Below are 17,822 nucleotides of genomic sequence, written 5' to 3'. Positions count from 1 at the left end.
CGCCGGACCCGGAACTCAGCCCGCGGCGAGTCCGCGGGCGATGACCAGACGCTGAATCTGGTTGGTGCCCTCGAAGATCTGCATGACCTTCGCTTCCCGCATGTAGCGCTCGACGGGGAAGTCCTGGGTGTAGCCGTAGCCGCCGAAGACCTGGACCGCGTCCGTGGTGACCTTCATGGCGGCGTCGGTGGCGACGAGTTTCGCGACGCTGGCCTGGCGGGAGTACGGCAGGCCGGCGTCGCGGCGGCGAGCGGCGTCGAGGTAGGTGGCGCGGGCGGAGTCGACGGCGGCGGCCATGTCGGCGAGGACGAAGCCGAGGCCCTGATGGTCGATGATGTGCCGGCCGAAGGCTTCGCGTTCCTTGGCGTAGGCGACGGCGTCGTCCAGCGCGCGCTGGGCGAGACCGGTGGCGACGGCGGCGATGCCGAGGCGACCGGAGTCCAAGGCGCTGAAGGCGATCGAAAGACCTTGGCCCTCCGCGCCGATCAGGCGTTCGGCCGGGAGCAGGGCGTCGTCGTAGGCGGCGGTGGTGGTGGGGATCCCGCGCAGGCCCATCTTCTCCTCAGGCTTGCCGAAGCTCAGGCCCGCGGTGTCTTTGGGGACCAGAAAGCAGGAGATGCCGCGGGAGCCTTCGCCGGTGCGCGCGAACAGGGTGTAGAAGTCGGCGCGGCCGCCGTTGGTGATCCAGGCCTTCGAGCCGGTGATGCGGTAGCCGTCGTCGGTTTTGGTGGCCCGGCAGCGCAGGGCGGCGGCGTCGGAACCGGCGTGCGGCTCGGAAAGGCTGTAGGCGCCGATGGTTTCACCGGAAAGCATGGTGTGCAGCCACTGCTGTTGCTGCGCGTCGGTGCCGAAGGTGAACAGCGGGTGGCAGGACAGGCTGTGCACGCTGACCGCGACCGCGACGGCGGCCCAGCGGCTCGCCAGTTCCTCGAGCACCTGCAGGTACACCTCGTAGGGCTGTGCGCCGCCGCCGAATTCCTCGGGGTAGGGCAGGCTCAGCAGCCCGGCGGCGCCGAGCGCGGGGAAGACCCCCTCGGGGAAGGTTCCGGTCTTCTCGCACTCGACCACCCGCGGCTCCAGCACCTTGTCGGCGATATCGCGGGTGAGCTCGATGAGGTCGCGAGCCTCGGGGGTGGGCAGCATCCGATCAACAGGCATGCCCCTGTTCTACCCGGCCGGTCCGTCGCCGCCGACAGGACCGCGCCTCCCGGAGGCCCGCGCTGCGTCCCGGCCCGGCGCATCCGGCTTGCCGTCGCGGCTCGGCGGTTGCCGATGTCGAATCGCTATGACCAGCGGATACATATTTGATGCTCCGCAGTTTCAGATTTCGGGCCACCGGGATTCCGCCGTGACTACCTTTGGGTAGCATCCCCGGATGTGACGTGGCTCTCTTCGGCCACCGGCAGGAAAAGAGGAGTACCCCGATGTTGAGCACCATGCAGGACGAACAACTGTCGCTGGCGACGCTGCTGAAGTACGCGTCCACCTTCCAGGGCGACAGCACGGTGTCGACCTGGACCGGGACCGGTGTGCGCACCATGACCTACCGGGAATTGGGCGCCGAGGCCGCCCGCCTGGCCAATGCGTTGCGCGGCTTGGGAATCGGCGAGGGCGACCGGGTCGGCACCTTCATGTGGAACAACAACGAGCACCTGGTCGCCTACATCGGCGTGCCCGCGATGGGCGCGGTGCTGCACGCGCTGAACATCCGGCTCTTCCCGGAGCAGCTGGTCTACGTGGCGAACCACGCCGAAGACCAGGTCGTCATCGTGGACGGCACGCTGGTGCCGATGTTCGCCCAGTACCTGCCGAACCTGAAGACGGTGCGCCACGTCATCGTCGCCAACGGCGACGCCTCCGCCCTGTCCGCGCCTGAAGGCGTCCAGGTGCACTCCTACACCGAACTGCTTGCCGCGCAATCGGATTCCTTCGATTTCCCGGTGATCGACGAGCGTTCCGCGGCCGCGATGTGCTACACCTCCGGCACCACCGGCGACCCGAAGGGCGTCGTCTACTCGCACCGCTCGAACTGGCTGCACGCCATGCAGGTCTGCCAGCCCAGCAGCATGGGTTTCAGCGGCGCGGACAACGTGCTCGCGATCGTGCCGATGTTCCACGCCAACGCCTGGGGCCTGCCCTACGCCGCCCTGATGTCGGGCGCGAATGTCCTGATGCCCGACCGCTTCCTGCAGCCCGGACCGCTGCTGGAGATGATGGCGGCCGAGCAGCCGACCTTCGCCGCCGCGGTCCCGACCATCTGGGGCGGCGTGCTCGCCCAGCTCGCGGCCGCACCGCAGGACATCTCACACCTGCGCACCGTCGTGGTCGGCGGTTCGGCCGTCCCGCCCGCGATGATGCACGCCTTCGAGGAACAGCACGGAGTGAAGGTGCTGCACGCCTGGGGCATGACCGAGACGTCGCCGCTCGGCTCCGTCTCCCACCCCCCGGTCGGCGTCAGCGGCGACGAGGAATGGTCCTACCGCTACACCCAGGGTCGCTTCCCCGCGAGCGTCCAGGCCCGCCTGGTCGCCGACGACGGCAGTGTCGTCCCGAACGACGGAGAAGCGCTGGGCGAGTTGGAGGTTCGCGGTCCCTGGATCACCGGTTCCTACTACTCCCCGGATGGTGCGGTGGTGGACCCGGACAAGTTCGACGACGGCTGGCTGCGCACCGGCGACGTCGGCAAGATCACCCCGAACGGCTACCTCACCCTGGTGGACCGCTCCAAGGACGTCATCAAGTCCGGCGGTGAGTGGATCTCCTCGGTCGATCTGGAGAACGCCGTCATGGGCCATCCGGCGGTCGCCGAATCCGCCGTCATCGGCGTCCCGGACGAGAAGTGGGACGAACGGCCCCTGGTCGCCATCGTCCTGAAGGAAGGCGCCGAGGCCGAGCCGGCGGAACTCCGCGACTTCCTCGCCGACAAGTTCGCCAAATGGCAACTCCCCGAACGCTGGACCTTCATCCCCGAGGTGCCCAAGACCAGCGTCGGCAAGTTCGACAAGAAGCGCCTGCGCGCTCAGTACGCCGAGGGCGAGCTGCAAGTCACCGAATTGTCCTGAGCCGCACGGTGAACGGGTAGCCGAATCATCCGCAGCCTCCGTCGAGCGCGTGCCGGACGGCCGCGATGAAGCGGGGGTCTGCGGGTTCGTCGGCATGCTCCACGCCGGGAATCTCCGCGCGGCACCAGTTTCCGCCGATGGTGTCGTTGCGGGTGGCGTCGAGCGAGCTGTTCAGGAAGGTGTAGGTGACCGGCGGCGGGGTCGGGTCACCGCTGTTCAGTTGGATGATGAAGCTGTTCAGCGGGCACAGTTGGCCACCGTCGGCGGGCGGCAGCAGGCAGGCCGGGGCGTAGCCGCGCTGCGCGGTGCCCATCGAGATGTAGTGGCGGGTGTGCTTGGTGCCGCCCAGGAATTTCAGGTAGTGCCGTGCGGACAGCCCGCCCATACTGTGGCCGACGAGAGCGACCTGGCGGTCGCCGTGCTCCTGCCGGGCCCGTTCGACGACCCGGGCGATCGCCTGGGCGTTGGCGAGGTTCTCCTCGCCGGGCAGATCCACCACGTAGACCGGGAAACCGTCCTGCTCCAACGCGGTCCGCATAGCCGCGAACTGCGTAGTCGAGCCCTGCCAGCCGTGCATGAGAAGCACCGGCTCGCGGCCCACGTCCGCGTGGGCCGGAGTGCTGAGGCCCAGGGCGATCAGTAAGGCGAGCACGATGACCGGTAACCGCCCGCTCCGCCGGGTGTCACCTTCGGTAGCGCGTCGATCCGCAGTCGTCATGGTGGACCTGCCTCCCTGGATTCAGCGTGAAAGAGCCTTGTGCAGAGCGGTTTTCGCTTCCGTGGTCAGCCGCGTGACCAGTTCACCGGCGGGCAACTCGGGCGCGAGCGAGTGGGTCTGCCCGGCCCAGAGGTTCACCTCTTCGGCGTCCCCGGCGGCGCGCGCGGCGGCGCGCAATGGGGCGGTCGCGTAATGGATCTCCGGGTACGCGGCGGGCGCGTCGGTGTGCTCCAGCATGAAGCGATTGCGGATGCCGCGGGCGCGTCGCCCGGTGAACGCCCGGGTGAGCATGGTCGGGGCCGGCGAACCCAGCGCGCCCTTGTGCACCGGATTGGTACCGGCTTCCGGGCAGCGCAAGAAGACAGTGCCCAATTGCGCCGCGCGTGCGCCGGCGGCCAGCACCCCGGCGAGACCCGCGCCCGTGGTGATTCCGCCGGTCGCCACCAGCGGGAGATCCACGGCGGCGGACAGCAATTGGAGCAGGGACAGCAACCCGATCGGATCCACCACATCGTCGGCGACCCGATCGGTGAAGGTCGCGCGATGACCGCCGGCCTCGGCTCCCTGGGCGACGAGCACGTCCGCACCCGCTTCGGCGGCCACGGTCGCTTCGGCCACCGAGGTCACCGTCACCCACACCTCCGAGCCGACGGCATGCAACCGGGCGGCCTCGTCCGCGGTGAAGCAGCCGAAGGTACATGTGACCACCGGAACAGGTGCCGCGACAAGCAGATCGATCTTCGCGTCCCAGGCGTCGCCGTCGTACTTCGGTGCGCCGAGTTCGTGCCCGGTCGCCAACGCGTCCAGATAGCCGGCGAATTCGGCCGGGGGAGTGGGCGCGCCCGCCGCGAAGAGATTCACGCCGAACGGCTTGCCGGTGAGCGCGCGGGTCTGCTCGATCCGAGCGGCGGTCTCCGCGGTGCCGAGATATCCGGCGGCGAGCAGTCCGAGGCCGCCCGCCTCGGACACGGCCGCGGTCAACTCCGGTGTGGAAGGGCCACCCGCCATGGGCGCGAGCACGATCGGCGTCTGCAACTCATCGAGGATCACGAGATCCAGTCTGGCACTGCCGAGGTCACGGATAACGGTGGGACGTTACCGAAATCTGGACCCTTTACCTGCCCGCGACCAGCGTAAACATAAGAGAAGGTTGCGGAATGGTCACGACAGGGTAGAGTTCCCGTCACAACGGAAGCCGAAACGTTACAAATTTCGGACCTCCGTTCTCCCTGTAGGTCGGACGCTAGGACGAAGCTTTGTCGCAGCACCGGGTTGGCCCCAGTTCCATCACCGTCATGAGCCTTCTGGGCGATCAGGTTGCGGTCTCCGAGCGCCCCACCCGGCATCGCGCCGAGTCGGCCTCGACCGAGCGCGTCAAGCGCGTCGCCACCTTCGCGGTCGCCGCGGGCGCCCTGGTCGGCACCGCAACTCAGGTCGCACCGGCCCTGGCCGCGCCGTTGTCGCCGCATCACGACAGCGACGACAAGGCCGCCGAGCCCATCACCTTCAAGGGCGCCGGCGACATCTCCGCCACCCAGGCCAAGTTCGCCACCCCGGTGGCCGATGTCGCGCCCGAGCCCACTCCGGTCGCGGCCCAGGTCGCCGCCCCCGTGGCGCAGCCGTTCGGCATCCAGAACCTGCCGCCGGAGATCGCGGGCCCGCTGTCCCAGGTCGAAGAGGTCCTCAAAGGTGTGCAGCAGCAGGTCGCCCCGGCCACCGCGGTGCGCCCGGTAGCCGGCCAGATCAGCTCCGGCTACGGCGCCCGCTGGGGCACCATGCATTACGGTGTCGACTTCGCCGACCATCTCGGCGCCCCGATCCACTCCGTCAGCAGCGGCACCGTCATCGAGGCCGGCCCGGCATCGGGCTTCGGCCTCTGGGTGCGGGTGCTGCAGGACGACGGCACCACCGCGGTCTACGGCCACGTCAACGACATGTTCGTGCACGAGGGCCAGCGGGTGCGGGCGGGCGATGTCATCGCCTCGGTCGGCAACCGCGGCAACTCCAGCGGCCCGCACCTGCACCTGGAAATCTGGGACCAGGGCGGCGCGAAAATCGATCCCCTGCCGTATCTGGCCGCCAAGGGCGTGCCGATGCAGTGGGGCCCGTCCAAGCACTGATCTCGTTGCCCAGCTCGACATCTCGCCTACAGAGCGGCAGGACGCTGGTTAGGCTCCTGTCGTGACCGAGCTGGGCGATATCTTCGAACCGGATTCTCCGCACGGACGTACCTACGCCGTGCTGGTGCATCATCCGCGCTCCGAGTTGGCCGATATCGCCCGCTATCTGGATGTTTCGGAGGAGTCCGCGGCCGCCTCGCTGAAGGTGCTGTGCGAACTGCAAGCCGCGGTACAGCTTTCCAACGGCGACGGCGCGCCCGTCTGGGATGCGCATGCGCCGGAATCACTCTCGGAATCCGAGGCGCGCCGCCGTCAGCACGAGATCAGCCAGATGCACGCCGCCGCGGCACGACTCAGCGAAACCTTCCGTTCGGTGCGGCGCTCCCCGCGCAGCAACGGCGCTATCGTGCCGGTGTTCGAGCGGGTCGAGATGCTGGCCGACTTCGAGGAAATCCAGTCCGCCGCACGAGCTTCGGTGAAGCTCATCGAACGCGGGCCCTACCTCAGCGATTCCGAACGCGAACAGCGCCAGTTCCAGCTGAAACGGGCCCGCCTCGCCGAGGGCATCCGCTACCAGACGCTGTACCAGGACACCATCTATCAGGACGCGGAACGACTACGTCACGCGCTGGCCACCAATGCCAGTGGGGCGCAGGCCCGTACGCTGCCGGAACCGCCGTTCAAGATGATCGTCGTCGACGACGAGCGCGGCATCCTGGTCCTGCACGCCGACGAACGCAGACCGGATCCGATGGGCATCAGAGTCTCCGGCTCGCCCGCGTTGCGCTTGATGATCAAAACCTTCGACGTCCTGTGGTCGCTGGCCGCGCCGATCTCGGTCAATCCCTCCGCCGAGGAACTCGACGAACGCGACAAAGCGATCCTCACCCTGATGGGCCTGGGTGCCACCGACGACACCATCGCCCGCCGGCTCGGCATGTCCCGCCGCACCGTGGTGCGGCGCACCGCGCGGCTGTTGGAACGGCTGGGCGCGAGCACCCGGTTCCAGGCCGGAGTGCAGGCCACCCGGCGCGGCTGGCTCTGAGACTTATGATGGCCCGGACCGCATCGGGGCCGAGCGGTCGATGAGATGAACGGCCATGCGGCCGAGCTAGACGCGAGAGGTGCTTACACCCGAATGGATATCACCCATCGTTCCGGTCGTAGTGCCCATCCCGGGGCGGCCCGCCTCACCTTCGATCACCTGCTCACCGCCGCCGTGGCAGCCGCCGCCGACGCGGTGGCCGTGCGAGCCGGAGCCGAGGAATTCACCTACCGCCAACTGGACGCGGACTCTTCGCGGCTGGCCCGGGAGCTGATCGCGCGCGGTCTCGGCCCCGGTGACATGGTGGCCCTCGGCGTCGCGCGCGGTGTCGAATCCGTTCTCGCGGTGTGGGCGATCGCGAAAACCGGCGCCGCCTACGTGCCCGTCGACCCGGCTGATCCGACGGAGTGGGTCGCGCACATCGTGCGGGACTGCGGCGCAACGATCGGAGTCACCACCTCGCGGCATCGGCGCGCCCTCGGCTCGGACATCTACTGGATCGAGCTCGACGATCCGGTGGTGGCGCAGCGGATTCTGGACCGCCCGGAGCATCCGATCACCGAGGCCGAGCGCGTGCGCTCGCTCGACGAACGGCACCCGGCGTACGCCATCTACACCGATGAGCCGAAGGGCGTGGTGGTCACGCACACCGGCCTGGCCGGGCTGGTCGCCGCCTCCGCCCACTATCGCGTCACCGCCGATTCCCGGGTCTTGCACGGTCATTCGCCGAACGCCGACGTGTCGGTGCTGGAACTGCTGCTCGCCTGCTCGGCAGGCGCGACGCTGGTGGTGTCCCCGCCGTCGATATCCGGCGGACCCGAACTGACCGACCTGCTCCGCGCCGAACAGGTGACCCACCTTCTGAGCACCCCGCGCACGCTGACCTCCATCGACCCCGCGGACCTCCCCGACCTCCAGGTCGTAGTCGTCACCGGCGACACCCTCGATCCGGACCTGCTGACCCGCTGGACCGCCCCCACCCGCGACCTCTACCACTGCTACGGCCCCACCGAAACCACCACCCTCGCCACCAGCACCCCACCCATCCGCACCGCCGACCCGATCACCCTCGGCACCCCGATCCCCGGCATCGACGCATTCGTACTCGACCCCCGACTACGCCCCGTCCCCACCGACGCCACCGGTGAGCTCTACCTCTCCGGCCCAGCCCTCGCCCAGGGCTACTTCCGCGACCCCGCCCCCACCTCCGACCGCTTCATAGCCAACCCCTTCGGCGCGAAAACCGACACCCCCGGAACCCGCCTCTACCGCACCGGAAAACTGGTACGCCGCACCACCGACGGCGTCCTCATCCCCGCGCAACCCCCCGCCGCCGAGGCGTCGACATCACCACTCGACAAGACCGCACCGGACCCACTCGGCAAATTGGACCGGGCCGCCCTGCTGGAGCGGGCGTTGCGCGAACCGGGGTTGCCGGAGCGGACGTTGGGTGAGACGAGCTCGCGGGAGCGGGCGTTGGGTCAGTCGGGGTCGCCGGAGCGGATCTCGGATGAGCCGGGGTTGCTGGAGCCCGCGTTGCGTGAGCGGGGGTTGCCGGAGCGGGCATTGCGTGACACGAGTTCGCCAGAGCGGGCTTTGGATCAATCGAGTTCGCCGGAGCGGACGCTGCCTGAGCCGCCGCCGCAGCACGCGACCGCGCCCGAGCGGTCGTTCAGCGCGTCGTCCGGGGGCCAGTCGGCGTCGCGGCATGTGGCATCGTCCGATTCGGCGCTGACCGAGTCAGCGGGATTCGAGCCACGGTTGTCCGAGTCGGCAGGACATGAGCCGTCGTCACAGGAGATTGCAGCGCCGGAGCAGGTATTGCCTGATTCGGCACCGCAGCATCTGGCACCGCCCAAGTCGTCGTTGCCCAAGTTGTCGACGCCCGAGCCGGGGTTGCCGGAGACCGCATCGTCGGAACGACCGGCGTCTGAGCAGACCCTGCGTGCTCCGGCGTCGCGGAATCCGGCAGCGCCCGAGTCTGCGCCGCGGGAGACCGCAGCGCCGGAGCAGCAGTCGCCTGAACCAGCACTGCGTGATTCGGCGTCGCGGCACCGGGCGCCGTCCGAGCCGTCCTTGCCCCAGTCGTCATCGCCGAATTCCGCGTTGCGTGGTCCGGCGTTGCCGGAACGACCGGCGTCCGAGCAGCTGCCGCCTGGTTCCACCCCACAGCATGCGGCACCGTCCGAGCCGTCATTGCCCGAGTCGGCGGTACCTGGGCCGGTGCCACGGCCGATGGGCCGCCCGCAGCGACCATTGCCTCGAGCAGTGCGCCGCGAGTGGGCATCGGCCGAGGCGGCATCGGCCGAGCGGCCGTCGCCCGGGACGACAGCCCCCGAGTGGGCGTCTCGGGACTCGACGCCGAAACGGCCGCTGCCTGAACCGACATTGCCCGATTCGGCGTCGCGGCACGCGGCACCATCCGAGCCATCGTTGACGGATTCAGCAGTGCCCGAGTCCGCGTCGCCGAAGACGGCACCGTCCGACCGGTCGTTGTCCGAGCCGGAGTCGCCAGAGCCGGCATTGCCACAGCGACCGAGATTCGGTGAGCTGCCGCCGCAGTCCTCGCGGGAGATACCACCGTCCGATCGGCCATTACCGGAGTCGAGACCGAGCGAATCTGCGTTGCCCGAGTCGGCAGCGCCGCAATGGTCATTGCCTGAGGCGCCGCCCCGGCACGCGGCACCCACCCAGCCCACGTCGTCCGAGTCGGCACGGCACCAGAAGGGATTGCCTGAGCGACCGGAACCTCATGCGACGCTTGCTGACCCGGCATCGCGGGCTGCCGCACCACTCGCGCCGCCATTCGCACCGGCAGATCCTGAGTCGTCACGGCAGCAGATCCCACGCCCGGAGGAAGCACAACTCGAGCGTGCCCCGCAGCACGTGGCACCGTCTGACCGGTCGTTGCCGGAGTCGAGCGAGTCGGGGTGGCAGGAGCATCTTTCCGAGCGGTCGTTGCCCGAGTCAGTGCCTCGTCGGGTGGAACGCCCCGAGCGATCATTGCCCGAAGGGGCGCAGCCCGAGTGGGCGTCGCGGCGTGTAGCGCCGCCCGATCGATTGTCGCCTGAGTCGGTAGGGCCTGATTCGGCGTCGCGGCACGTGGCTCCGGCCGAGCAGTCCTTGCCCGAGCCGGAAGTAAGCGAGTCGGAGTGGGGCGAGGGACAACCGTTCGGGCCGCCGTTGTCGGAGTCGATAGGGCCTGAGTCGGCGGCATGGGATTCGGCGTCGCCGGAGCGGCCGTCGCCGGAGGACGCGCTACCGGGGGCAGTGTCGCGAGAGACGGCAACGCCCGAGCGAGTGTCGTCGGAGACAGCGCGGCAGCGGATGACGTTGCCGGAGCAGGCGAAGCGTGTGGACGTACTGCGCGAGTCGGCGTCGCGGCACGTGGCACCGCCGGAACCCCTAACGTCCGAGTCGGCATTGCCGGAGCGGTCGAGGTCTGAGGAAGCAGTGCCTGAGTCGCCGTACTGGCATGCGGCACAGTCGGATTCGTTGTCATCGGAGTCGGCCTCGCCGGAGCAGGCAGTGCGTGAGCGGGCGCTGCCTGAGCCGGCGTCGCGGCACGCGGCACAGTCGGATTCGTTGTCATCCGAGTCGGCGTTGCCGGGGCGGGCGGGTTTCGAGGGTGTCCCGCCTGAGTCCGCGTCGCGGCAGACGGCGTCGCCGGATCGGGCGTTGCCCGACCGAGCGGTGCCCGATTCAGTCTCGCAGCACCGGGCAGCGTCGCAACCGTTGTCGTCGGAGTCGGCGTTGCCAGGCCGGACGGGGGCTGACAGAGCGGTGCCTGAGTCGGCGTCGCGGCACGCGACACCGTCGGAGCCGTTGTCGTCGGAGTCGGCGTTGCCGGGCCGGACAGGGTCTGAGAGTGCAGTGCCTGAGTCCCCGTCGCAGCACCTGACATCCTCGGATCCGTTGTCATCCGAGTCGGCGTTCCCGGGCCGGTCGGAGTCTGAGCGTGCAGTCCCTGAGTCGGCGTCACGGCATGCGGCACCGCCCCAGCCGTTGTCTCCGGAGCCGGTGTCGCGGACGGACGCGTCACCAGAGGAGGCGTTGTCCGACGGAACGCTGCCTGAATCGGCGTCACCGCGGACGGGTATGCCCGAGGATGACCTCGCCGCAGCGCCGGGTCAAACGGCCCGTCCCGCGCGGCGCGTGCTGCATTCGGTGCAGCGGCCTGCGGTGGTGCCGTTGTCTTATGCGCAGGAGCGCATGTGGTTTCGGAATCGGTTCGAACCGTCTTCGGCGGTCGACAATGTTCCGGTGGCGGTCCGGTTGTCCGGGCGGCTGGATGTGGTGGCGTTGCAGTCGGCGATGCGGGATCTGGTGCAGCGGCACGAGGTGTTGCGGACGGTTTATCCGGAGGTCGACGGCGGCGGGGTGCAGGTTGTGCTGCCGCTGACCGATCCGCGGGCGGTGCCGCCGCTGCCGACGCTGGATTCGACGCCGGAGCAGGTTGCGGGGTTCGTCACCCGGGTGGCGATGACCAAGTTCGACGTCACTGTGAAGCCGCCGATTCGGGTGCAACTGTTGCGGTTGCGTGATCACGAGCATGTGCTGGTGTGCGTCGTCCACCACATCGCCGGTGACAGTTTCTCGATGGATCTGCTGATCAGGGATCTGATGTCCGCCTATGCGGAGCGCGTCCGCGGCGGGCGGCCGGATCGGCCGATGCCGGGGCTCCAGTACGCCGACTACACCATTTGGCAACGTGAGCTGCTGGGCTCGCAGGATGATCCGGAATCGTTGCTGAGCACGCAGAGCGCGTACTGGCAGCGTCAATTGGCCGCACTGCCAGAGCAATTGAATCTGCCCGCCGACCGGCCGCGGCCCGCCGTCGCGTCGAACCGGGGGGCGACGTTCCAGACCACGGTCGACGCCGAATTGCACGACGCCCTGAAAACGGTTGCTTCGCACACTGACTCGACTTTGTTCATGGTGGCGCACACCGCACTGGCGGTGCTGCTGTCCCGGCTGTCGGGCACCCGCGACATCGTCATCGGCACGCTGGTCCCGGGCCGGAACGCGGACGGGCTCGACGAGCTGATCGGCATGTTCGTCAACACCCTGGTCTTGCGCACCGAGATCGACCCGGGGATCAGCTTCGCGGACCTGCTCGCCCAGGTCCGCAGAACCGATCTCGAAGCCTTGGAGCACGTAGACCTGCCGTTCGAGTGGCTGGTGCAAGCACTGGATCCGGTGCGCTCCACGGCCCGGCACCCGCTGTTCCAGGTGCTGCTCGTGGGGCAGAACATGGCGCGCACCCAGCTCGAACTGCCCGAACTGAGCGTGGCGGGCACGGCACCCACGGTGCCGCTGGCGAAGTACGACCTACAGCTGGAACTGGTCGAGGAACTCGCCGAAGACGGTTCACCGCAGGGCCTTTCGCTCACCTTCCGGTACGCCACCGATCTGTTCGACGAGCCCACCGTGGCGGATTTCGCGGATCGCTTCCGTCGGATATTGTCCGCGCTCACCACCGACACCACGGCTGTGGTCGGTGATGTCGACCTGCTCGCTCCGGGGGAGCGGGCGTTGGTGTTGCGCGAGTGGAACACCCAGGGCGCCGCCATCCCCGAGGTCACCCTGGTGGATCTCGTTGCGGCACAGGCGCGCCGCCGCCCGGACGCGATCGCGGTGCGCTGCGGGGACGTCGCGCTGACCTTCGCCGAATTGCAGCGCCGGGCGAACCGGGCGGCACGGGCGCTGATCGCCCACGGCGCCGGCCCGGAAACGATTGTCGCCGTGGCGCTTCCGCGCACCGAGGAGCTGCCGGTCGGTTTGCTCGCGGTATTGCTCACCGGTGCCGGCTACCTTCCGATCGACACCACCTACCCGGCGCAGCGCCTGGATTTCATGCTCTCCGACGCCGCGCCCGCCGCCCTCCTGACCACGGCCGACGTGATCGGAACCTGGGGGTGGCGGCCGTCCCAGCCGGTGTTGCTGCTGGAGCGGACCGGTGACCGGCCGGACGGCCCCGTCACGGACCGGGATCGGTTCGCGCCGCTGCGCCCGGACAATTTGGCGTACGTCATGTACACCTCGGGGTCGACGGGCGTGCCCAAGGGTGTCGGAGTCCCGCACCGCGCCGTGGTGGAGCTGTTCGCCAACACCCAGCTCCTGTTCGACTTCGACGAAACCGACGTGTGGACGTTGTTCCACTCGGTCGCCTTCGACTTCTCGGTGTGGGAACTGTGGTGTGCGCTGGCCAACGGCGGCACCGTCGTCGTGGTCGACCACCACACCGCCCGCTCGCCGGAGTCGTTCCGTGAGTTGCTCATTCGGGAACAGGTCACGGTGCTGAACCAGACACCGTCGGCGTTCTATCAACTGGCCGAAGCGGATCGGACCGCGCCGTCCGCGGCCGACCTGCCCTTGCGTTACGTCGTCTTCGGCGGCGAGGCGCTGGACCTGCGTCAGTTGAAGCGCTGGTACGAACGGCATCCGATGGACGCGCCGTGGCTGGTCAATATGTACGGCCTCACCGAGGCCACGGTGCACGTGACGTTCCTGGCGCTGAACGCGCAGATGGTCGACGACGCGGCCAGCGTGATCGGCCGGGCGTTGCCAGGACTGCACGCATACGTCATCGAGGAGCGACTGCACCCCGCGCCGGTCGGTGTCGCGGGTGAGATCAATGTCGCCGGTAAGCAGCTCGCCCGCGGCTACCTCGGCAGCCCGGGGCTCACCGCGACCCGTTTCGTGGCGAATCCGTTCGGCGAACCCGGTTCGCGGATGTACCGGACCGGTGACGTGGGCCGGTGGGTCGGGCTCGGCGGCCGCGCGAACCTCGAGTACGCCGGGCGCAGTGACCAGCAGGTGCAGTTGCACGGGTTCCGCATCGAACTCGGTGAGATCGAGTCGGCGCTGCTGCGCTGCCCGGGTGTGCGCCAGGCGGTGGTGCTGGTCAGCGCCGACGAGCATGCGGGTGACCGGATCGTCGGATACGCGGTGCCGGACAAAGACACTCAGCTCGATCCGAACGAATTGCGTACTCGGGCCGCGGAATTCCTCACCGCCTACATGGTGCCGGACGCCATCGTGGTGCTGGACGCGCTGCCGCTCACTCCGAACGGAAAGTTGGACCGAAAGGCACTGCCCGCGGCGGAATTCGCGGGCGCGACCTTCCGTGCTCCTTCCTCGCCGATCGAACTGGCCGTCGCGGAAGTCTTCGCGACCCTGTTGCACCGCGCGGAGATCGGCCTGGACGACGATTTCTTTGCCCTGGGCGGAAATTCGCAGTTGGCGACCCGCGCGGTGGCCCGGATCAACGCGGCTCTGGACGCGAATCTCGCGGTGCGGGAACTGTTCCAGGCCTCGACGGTCGCGGCACTGGCCGCCCGCGTTGCCCTGGGGGCGTCCACCCGGCCGCCGCTCGCCCGGGGTGAGCGGCCCGCCCGAATTCCGTTGTCGCTGGTGCAGCAGCCGGTGTGGGCTCGCAACCAGCTCGATCCGGCCGCACCCGTCGCCAACCTGCCGCTGGCGATCCGGCTCACCGGCGTGCTCGACGTGTCCGCGCTGCGTTATGCCGTCGCCGACGTGCTGGAGCGGCATGAGGTGCTGCGCACCCGCTATCCGGCCATCGGGCCGGACGGGGTGCCGTATCAGGAGATTGTGTCGGTCGCCGAGGCATTGCCGGGCGGGCTGGATATGGAAACGACCACGAACCCGATCGCGCACATCACCGACATGATGTCGCGCGGATTCGATGTCACCACCGCGCCCCCGCTGCGCGCGGTGTTGCTGAACTCGGCCGACAACCCCGAGGAGCATCTTCTCGTTATTGTGGCGCATGGCATTTCGGTGGATCGACTATCGATGGCGCCGCTCGTTCGTGACCTGGTGACCGCCTATGTCTCCCGTGTCGAGGGTCGTTCGCCCGCCTGGGTGCCGCTGGAAGTGCAGTACGCCGACTTCGCGCTGTGGCAACGGACCGCGATCGGCACCGAGGACGACGAAACCTCGGCGGCGGCAAAGCAAGTCGCCTACTGGCGGGATCGCCTGGCGGGATCGACCGGAGCGCCGGCGCTGCCGCTGGATCGCCCGCGGCCGCCGGTGCCGTCGCGGCGCAGCGCGTCGATTCGGATCAGCTTGCCCGCCGAGGTGCACCGCAATCTCGACGAGCTTGCCCACGAACACAATTCGACGCTGTTCATGGTGGTGCACGCGGCGCTCGCGGTGCTGCTGGCGCGCATGTCCGGCAATTCCGATATCGCCATCGGCACCGCTGTCGCCGGACGCGGGGAACGGGCACTCGAAGATCTGGTCGGCATGTTCGCCAACACCCTGGCATTGCGCATCACCGTCGACAGCGAGGCTTCCTTCGACGATCTGGTCGAGCAGGCGCGCGAAGCCGATCTGTCGGCCTTCGGCAACGCCGATGTGCCGTTCGAGCGGGTGGTCGAGGAGGTCGCGGCCGGTCGTTCCGCACCCGACCCGCTGTTCCAGGTGGCGTTGTCGTTCGACAACGCCGAGGCGCCGACGCTGACCCTGCCCGGACTCACGATCTCCGGCCTCGACACCGGCGCGCTCGCCGCCGAGTTCGATCTGCAGGTGATCGTCGACCCGCGCGCCTCCGGTGAGTTGAACGTCGTATTGAGTTATGCGATCGATCTTTTCGACGAGTCGACGATCAAGGCCTTCGGCCGCAGCTTCGAGCGGATCCTGACCGTGGTGGCCGCCGACCCGGAGATCGCCGTCGGTGCGATCGACCTGCTGGACGAGGTGACACCGGATCCGGAACCGGTCGTGCAAGCCGCCCAGGTGGCGACCGCCGAGACCACCGGCACAGCCGGCGCGGCGCTGGCGCAGTCGCTGACCGCCGCGGTGGAAGACGACCCGGAGAGCCCCGCGCTGGTCTGGGGCGACCAGGTCCTCACCTATCGGCAACTGGACGCGCGCTCCTCGCAGCTGGCGCGGCTGCTCATCGCCCATGGCTGCGGTCCGGGCACCGGCGTCGCGCTGCGCTTACCGCGCGGAGTGGAGGCGATGGTGGCGAGCTGGGCGGTGCTCAAAGCGGGTGCCGCGCTGCTACCCGGGGACCAGCCGGTGGGCCTGAACCTGATGCTCGGCCTCACCAGTTCGGCGTCGCCATCCCGGCGGACACCGGAAGCGTCCGACCGGGTGGACTGGCTGACGCTCGACGACCCCGCCCTGGGCGCCGAGCTCGACGCCCAGTCCACCCGCCCGGTCACCTACGCGACGCGGTTGCGCACCCTGCGCGGCGGCGATCCGGCGCTGCGCACCGCGGACCACACGCTGACCTACGACCAGCTGGCCGCGGCCGCCGACCGATTCGCCCTTCGCGCGGGCCTCACCTACGAGTCCCGGACCTTCGCCACCTCGGATCCGGTGTCCGCGGGCGGGCTGATCGAGCTCGTCGCCGCGGGCGGGCAGGGCGCGGCCCTCGTGGTCGCCGCTCCGGCGGCTGATCTGACCGGGCTGCTGGCCGAGGAGTGGGTGACCCATCTGGTGACCGATCTGCGCGGGCTGTCCGGGGTGGACTTCGGCGTGGCGGCGGATCTGCGGGCGGCGGTGCTGACCGACGGCGACGCCACGGCGCCGATCCCGGTGCTGCCGTTGGCGGAGTTGCTGGGGCTCGAGGCGCCGTCCCGGATCGGCTGACGGCACACCGGCGACGGTGCCGGAGGAGTCGCATACCGCGTGGTTCGATTGCTGTTCCGAGTGTGGACCGAGCAGGAGGGCGGCGGCATGCACAAGTTGACCAAGGAAGAAAGCGCCCGCCTGCGGGACCACTTTCTGGCGTCAGCGCGGGAATTCCGCCCCGAATGGGCCACGCGGGCAGGGCGTTTCGTGGTGCCGGGGCCCGGGGTCGGCAGCCTCGCCAGCGATCCGGGCGCGGCCCACATCCTGAACGGCTTCTCCTGGGCCGGTTACGACCAGATCTACGGCTTGACCACCGAGCGCCGAGGTAAGGCCAAAGCGGACCAGGCCGTGCTGACCAACCTGGAGGACATCGTCGCCTGGCGCTGGCCCGGCACCACCGATGTCCTGCTGGCCTCCACCGACCACATGGCGGCCGTGCTGATCTCCACCGACGATTTCATTCTGGTGGGCGGTGACCGCGTCTTCGTCGAAACAGCCCTCGGCATGAACCTGGACAGCGCCCGCACCAGCTTCCAGGCTTACGCCCGCGACCTGGCCGCCACCTCGCCGCACCTACCCGAACTGGCCGACCAATACCGCTGACCCGCGGCGATCTACTTCTTCCGGACCTTGTCGACCGCCGCGACGAAGAAGCGTTCGGCGGCGGCCTCATCGAAATCGGCGGTCTGCACAGCGGCGCGCACGGCGACGGTCTTGTTGTCGACGAGGGCCCAGCCGATGTAGGCCTTGATGGTGAAGGCGCCGAAGCCGGGAACGGAGGACACGGTGGTGGTGCGATAGGCGACGGCCTGCACGCCGTCGAGCGCCGCCGGAAGTTTGCGGGGTTCCAGCGTCACCTGCGAATTCAGGTTCTGGCGATCGGGGCTGGTGCTGACCACCTGCATGCGCGGGCAGGTGGTCACGGCCGTACTGAACTTGGCGAGGTCGGCCTGGGTGGCGGAGACGGCCTCGAAATAGACCGAGGGGGGCGTGCCGCCGGACGCCGCGGCGAAATCGGCGTCGGCGGTGACTTTCTCGGCTTGTTCGGTCATCTCCTCGATCGGGCCCTGACATTCCGGGGGTGCGACGGAATCGGCGCCCTGGACCGAGAGCACGTCCGTCATCCGACTGCGCACCTGATCGTCGGGGACGTCCATCGTCTTCTCACCCCCCGGGAACTCGGAGTCGCTCAGCACGGACTGATCGGGGGATCCGCCACCGTCATCATCCGAGCACGCGGGTACCAGCAAACTCACGCAGATCAGCAATGA

Annotated in this window: 9 protein-coding genes; 5 read left to right on the top strand and 4 right to left on the bottom strand. The window is 69.0% G+C overall.

The features are described from left to right. Positions 1–15: 15 nt before the first annotated feature. Positions 16–1,158, bottom strand: coding sequence for an acyl-CoA dehydrogenase family protein (locus tag BJ987_RS02025; RefSeq protein WP_209884131.1), 1,143 nt, complete (start codon positions 1,156–1,158; stop codon positions 16–18). Between the two features lie 266 nt (positions 1,159–1,424). Here BJ987_RS02025 and BJ987_RS02020 point away from each other — a divergent pair, with 266 nt between their 5' ends. Next, the gene (locus BJ987_RS02020; protein ID WP_209884129.1) at positions 1,425–3,062 is read left to right on the top strand and encodes a long-chain fatty acid--CoA ligase; all 1,638 of its coding nucleotides are present in this window, start codon (positions 1,425–1,427) and stop codon (positions 3,060–3,062) included. Positions 3,063–3,087: 25 nt separating this feature from the next. Here BJ987_RS02020 and BJ987_RS02015 read toward each other — a convergent pair whose 3' ends face one another. Together BJ987_RS02015 and BJ987_RS02010 are read right to left on the bottom strand one after the other, a co-directional pair. Further along, positions 3,088–3,780 (bottom strand): esterase/lipase family protein, encoded by a 693-nt coding sequence (locus BJ987_RS02015; RefSeq protein ID WP_209884128.1) that lies wholly within the window; start codon positions 3,778–3,780, stop codon positions 3,088–3,090. A gap of 21 nt (positions 3,781–3,801) precedes the next feature. Continuing rightward, a complete protein-coding gene (locus BJ987_RS02010; RefSeq protein ID WP_209884126.1) occupies positions 3,802–4,830 on the bottom strand; it encodes an NAD(P)H-dependent flavin oxidoreductase in 1,029 nt (342 codons plus the stop codon). A 245-nt stretch (positions 4,831–5,075) separates the two neighbouring features. On the opposite strand from BJ987_RS02010, the gene BJ987_RS02005 reads away from it, so the two are divergent. The 4 genes from BJ987_RS02005 to BJ987_RS01985 all read left to right on the top strand — a co-directional run bounded on the left by BJ987_RS02005 (position 5,076) and on the right by BJ987_RS01985 (position 17,154). Further along, a complete protein-coding gene (locus BJ987_RS02005) occupies positions 5,076–5,900 on the top strand; it encodes a M23 family metallopeptidase (RefSeq protein WP_209884124.1) in 825 nt (274 codons plus the stop codon). Positions 5,901–5,961: 61 nt separating this feature from the next. Continuing rightward, positions 5,962–6,945, top strand: a complete 984-nt coding sequence (locus tag BJ987_RS02000) for a helix-turn-helix domain-containing protein (RefSeq protein WP_209884122.1) — start codon at positions 5,962–5,964, stop codon at positions 6,943–6,945. A 93-nt stretch (positions 6,946–7,038) separates the two neighbouring features. After that, positions 7,039–16,569 (top strand): non-ribosomal peptide synthetase, encoded by a 9,531-nt coding sequence (locus tag BJ987_RS01990; protein ID WP_245365769.1) that lies wholly within the window; start codon positions 7,039–7,041, stop codon positions 16,567–16,569. A 39-nt stretch (positions 16,570–16,608) separates the two neighbouring features. Then, positions 16,609–17,154, top strand: a complete 546-nt coding sequence (locus BJ987_RS01985; RefSeq protein ID WP_209884120.1) for a hypothetical protein — start codon at positions 16,609–16,611, stop codon at positions 17,152–17,154. An 11-nt stretch (positions 17,155–17,165) separates the two neighbouring features. Here BJ987_RS01985 and BJ987_RS01980 read toward each other — a convergent pair whose 3' ends face one another. Beyond that, the gene (locus BJ987_RS01980; RefSeq protein ID WP_209884118.1) at positions 17,166–17,807 is read right to left on the bottom strand and encodes a hypothetical protein; all 642 of its coding nucleotides are present in this window, start codon (positions 17,805–17,807) and stop codon (positions 17,166–17,168) included. Positions 17,808–17,822: the final 15 nt, after the last annotated feature.

The organism is Nocardia goodfellowii, assembly GCF_017875645.1.
GTDB classification, from domain to species: domain Bacteria; phylum Actinomycetota; class Actinomycetes; order Mycobacteriales; family Mycobacteriaceae; genus Nocardia; species Nocardia goodfellowii.
This window is presented reverse-complemented; position numbering and strand designations above follow the sequence as displayed.

Excerpts from the sequence above, each read along its gene's own strand:
- BJ987_RS02020 (WP_209884129.1), top strand. The coding sequence starts at position 1,425 with ATGTTGAGCACCATGCAGGACGAACAACTGTCGCTGGCGACGCTGCTG.
- BJ987_RS02025 (WP_209884131.1), bottom strand. The coding sequence starts at position 1,158 with ATGCCTGTTGATCGGATGCTGCCCACCCCCGAGGCTCGCGACCTCATC.
- BJ987_RS02015 (WP_209884128.1), bottom strand. The coding sequence starts at position 3,780 with ATGACGACTGCGGATCGACGCGCTACCGAAGGTGACACCCGGCGGAGC.
- BJ987_RS01990 (WP_245365769.1), top strand. The coding sequence starts at position 7,039 with ATGGATATCACCCATCGTTCCGGTCGTAGTGCCCATCCCGGGGCGGCC.
- BJ987_RS02005 (WP_209884124.1), top strand. The coding sequence starts at position 5,076 with ATGAGCCTTCTGGGCGATCAGGTTGCGGTCTCCGAGCGCCCCACCCGG.